The organism is Frankia sp. CgJB1, from assembly GCF_977947065.1.
The window spans coordinates 5,806-9,287 of sequence record NZ_CDWTNB010000167.1 but is presented as its reverse complement, the minus strand read 5'-3'; the positions used below and the strand labels follow the sequence as shown (position 1 = coordinate 9,287).

3 protein-coding genes are annotated in these 3,482 nt (G+C 69.5%); 2 read left to right on the top strand and 1 reads right to left on the bottom strand.

The features are described 5' to 3' along the window. Nucleotides 1-278: SAM hydroxide adenosyltransferase (locus tag AC08OT_RS16460; protein ID WP_476603005.1), on the top strand; the 278-nt coding region annotated here is incomplete at its 5' end. A gap of 29 nt (nucleotides 279-307) precedes the next feature. Here AC08OT_RS16460 and pucL read toward each other — a convergent pair. After that, nucleotides 308-1,201 carry a factor-independent urate hydroxylase gene (pucL, locus tag AC08OT_RS16455; protein ID WP_476595980.1) on the bottom strand — a complete coding sequence of 298 codons (894 nt, stop codon included), beginning with the start codon at nucleotides 1,199-1,201 and terminating at the stop codon, nucleotides 308-310. A 953-nt stretch (nucleotides 1,202-2,154) separates the two neighbouring features. On the opposite strand from pucL, the gene AC08OT_RS16450 reads away from it, so the two are divergent. Further along, nucleotides 2,155-3,330: a L,D-transpeptidase gene (locus AC08OT_RS16450; RefSeq protein WP_476603004.1), complete on the top strand. Its 1,176-nt coding sequence runs from the start codon at nucleotides 2,155-2,157 to the stop codon at nucleotides 3,328-3,330. Nucleotides 3,331-3,482 lie beyond the last annotated feature (152 nt).

Sequence of the window (3,482 nt, the reverse complement as noted above, 5' to 3'; positions counted from 1 at the left end):
GGGCGGTGCTGCGACCGCTCCGGCGGGACCGCCCGACCGGGGCCGAGCAAGCGGCCGGGCCGCCCGCGGCCGCGGGCCCGATGGTTGAACTGGCGGTAGGGGTCACCTTCGGTTCCGTCGGCCCGGGGGAGGCGGTGCTCTACGTCGACTCGGCGGGGATGGCGGCCCTCGCCGTGCGCGACGGTGACGCCGCGCATGCCCTCACGCTTATGCCCGGCGACCGCCTTACGCTGCGCCGCTGGGACAGGCGTCTGGGGCGCCCACCGCCCGTCGGGTGACGGCACCGGTCAGCACCGGTCAGCACCGGTCAGCAGAATCCCGGGAAGGTCAGCCAGCTCGGCCCCGGGTCGGGAGCGTCATCGCGCAGGACCGTTCCCTCGATCTTGCCGTACGGCCGGTCCGCGGCGTAGTAGATCGTGTTGGGATTATCGAGCCCGAACGGTTCTAGATCAACCAGGAAGTGGTGTTTGTTCGGCATTGACAGGCGGATTTCGGCGACGTCGGCGTGCGCGGTCAGTGCCGCCTCGCCCATCCGGTACAGGGTCTGTTGCAGAGCCAGGCTGTGGAGGCTCGCGAAGGTGCTGACCAGAGCCGTCCGTATCTCGTCGAACAGTCGTTCGAAGCCGAGGTCTGACCGGGCGTAGCGCCAGCGGGCGGTGACCTCTGTCGCCAGGATGCGGTCTGTCGTCTCGGGCAGCGTGGTGTACCGGTCGCGGAGAAACCCCGAGAATTCCGAGCCGGTCGACTTCAGCAGGACCAGCCCGGCGAGTCCGGACACGACGAAGGCCGTGTCACGGTCGAGGGTGACGACCGTCGTCCTTTTCTCCCCAGCCGACCTGCTGAAGGCATGGTCGTGCGGCACCCCGTCCACCGGGATGCGGTCCCACCGGTACTGCTCGATTTCTATCCGGGCGCCGTCGATCCACGGGAGGGATCCGACGAAATGGTGACCCAGCCGGATCGCGAAATCCTCGATCTGGCCGATTCCGTGCTCGCGGGCGAAGGCGTAGACGGTGTTTTTCTGCGTGTCCGTGGTGAGCACGTGCGCATTGTCGCCGGACAGGTGCGCGGCGGCGAAGTCACCACGAAGCGCAGTGGAGACGTTCAGATCGGTGATCTGGTGCACCGGTCCGTTCCGCGCTACGTGGACGAGACGGACCTCCGCCTTTCCATACTGATTGGGCCCGAGAACGATCGCCATGTGGCCTCCCTGTCGTGGGACGGTCATTTCCCTTATCCGGAGTGCGCCTTTCGCCCGGCCGGGTCGATCGGCCTGCCGCGGGTCCGACCGTCCCGGCGCGTCGTGCCGGCACCGGTGCGGGCCGGAGACCGCCGAACGTGGCCTGACCATTCTGCTGGACCGGGTGACCTCCCGGACTGACAGTGAGTTTCGCGCGCCCGGCTCGTGCCGTTCGTCGTGCCGTTCGTCCTCCGGCCCCTCGCCCCGGCCTGTCGCCGGGGTGCCCCTCCGGGCCAGGTGGACCGCGGGGTGGGATCACGCGGTGGTGACCCGTCCGGGTGGCTTCCGGTAATGGAAAGTCAGCGAGACGTCAATGGTCTCGCATGCCGGCGGTGCCGTGTACCGCCCGGTCGTCTCTGGTTGCGGAAACTCATCTGCACGGGTGACGGGTTGCGTCTTCTTTGATATCGCCGTGGGTTCTGGCCGTCGTTTCGGGTGGTCGGTGAAATGTCCTCCGGGCCGGGCAACTCGGGAAGGCGTTCGTGCGTCAGAAGGGGAGAAGGGGAGGGGTGTATGTGGGACGCCTGGAGAGTGCTACTCTCCGTATTAAGATGCTCGACGCTGGGTGATGCTCTTCCGGTTGGCGCCGTAGATTCCGCTGATCGAGGATACGTGGGGTTGATCTCTGGGTACCGTTCGGACGTAGCTTCCCGTCCGGCGACGCTGCCGGCGCGGTCTTCAAGAGGGGGCATTACATGTCTCGCTCGGTAATGATTCCCTCACGTATTTTCCGTGGGTGGGGTCGCTCGGCCCGGCTGGAATCCCGGCCGGCGGGATCGCCTGGTCGCCGGCCCCGGCGGTGGCCGGGGGGGACGCTTCTGCTTGCCGCGGTGCTGTCCGCGGCGGCCTGTTCCGGCGGGGGGGCATCACCGGCGCCGGCCGGGGCCACCCCCGCGCCGGATCCGGCGGCGAGCGTGACGGTCACGCCGGGGGACGGCGCCACCGGGGTGGCGCTGACCAGCCCGGTCGTCGTGCGCGGCAACGCCCCGCTGGCCGCGGTCTCCGTCAACCGGAGGGCGAGCGCGTCGGAGAAGACGGAGCCGGGGATACTGCTCGGCACCTTCTCGGCCGATCATCGGACCTGGACATCCTCCGGTGGGCTGTTCGCCGATTCGCGGTACGACGTCGAGGCGTCCACGTCCCCGGCGACGGGCATCGTCGGGACGACGTCGGTGCGGACCGGCTTCGTGACCGGCGTCCCGGCGAAGTCGTTCAAGGTCTCCTGGGAGCCGGTCGCGGGCCAGACCGTCGGGATCGGCGCGCCGATCAGCCTGACGTTCAGCGCGCCCGCGCCCAGTCGGGCCGCCGTCCAGAGCCGGCTGGTCGTACGGACCGATCTGCCGGTCCTCGGCGCGTGGAACTGGCTGTCGAACCGGGTCGTCATGTGGCGGCCGAAGGAGTACTGGAAGCCCGGGACGAAGGTGCACGTCGAGGCCAACTTCGCCGGCTACGACGCGGGCGGGGGCCGGCTGGGGGTCAAGGACCGGGCGATGGACTTCGTCATCGGCTCCGCCCAGGTCTCCAAGGTCGACTCGGCCACCCACACGATGAAGGTCTTCCGGGACGGGCAACTGCTGCGCACGATGCCGGTCAGCCTCGGCAAACCCAGTCTGCCGAGCATGGATGGCCCGCACAACGTGCTGGGCAAGTCAGCTGAAGTGATCATGGATTCGGCCACCGTAGGCATCCCCCAGGGCGACCCGGACTACTACTACGAGAAGGTCCAGTGGGCGGTCCACTACACCAGTGGCGGGCAGTACGTGCATGCCGCGCCCTGGTCGGTGCCCTCCCAGGGACGAGCCAACGTCTCCCATGGGTGCGTGAATGCCTCACCCGCCGACGCCCAGTGGTTCTACAACTTCACCCGGCTCGGTGACATCATCGACATCGTCAACACCGGTCGGCCGCCGGACACCTCACAGCTCGGCAACGCGTGGTCGGTCCCCTGGGCCACGTGGAAGGCGGGCAGCGCGCTGCCAGTGTCCGACCAGCTCGCCCCCGCGGTGAGCCTCGACTCCGCGGTGAGCACCGTCACGCCCGGGCCTGCGGCCGCCATCCCCAGGACCGGCTCGGCGGGCGCCGGCGCCTGACCGGGCGATCGCGGGTCTCGCAGCCGCGGCAGCGTGGACGACGCCCGGCCCGACCAGCTCGGTGCCGGGCGTCGTCAATATGCGCCCTCGGCCGCTCCCACCGCGGTGGCGGGATGGCGTTGGTGGCGGGATGGCGCGGGGCGGCGGAGTGG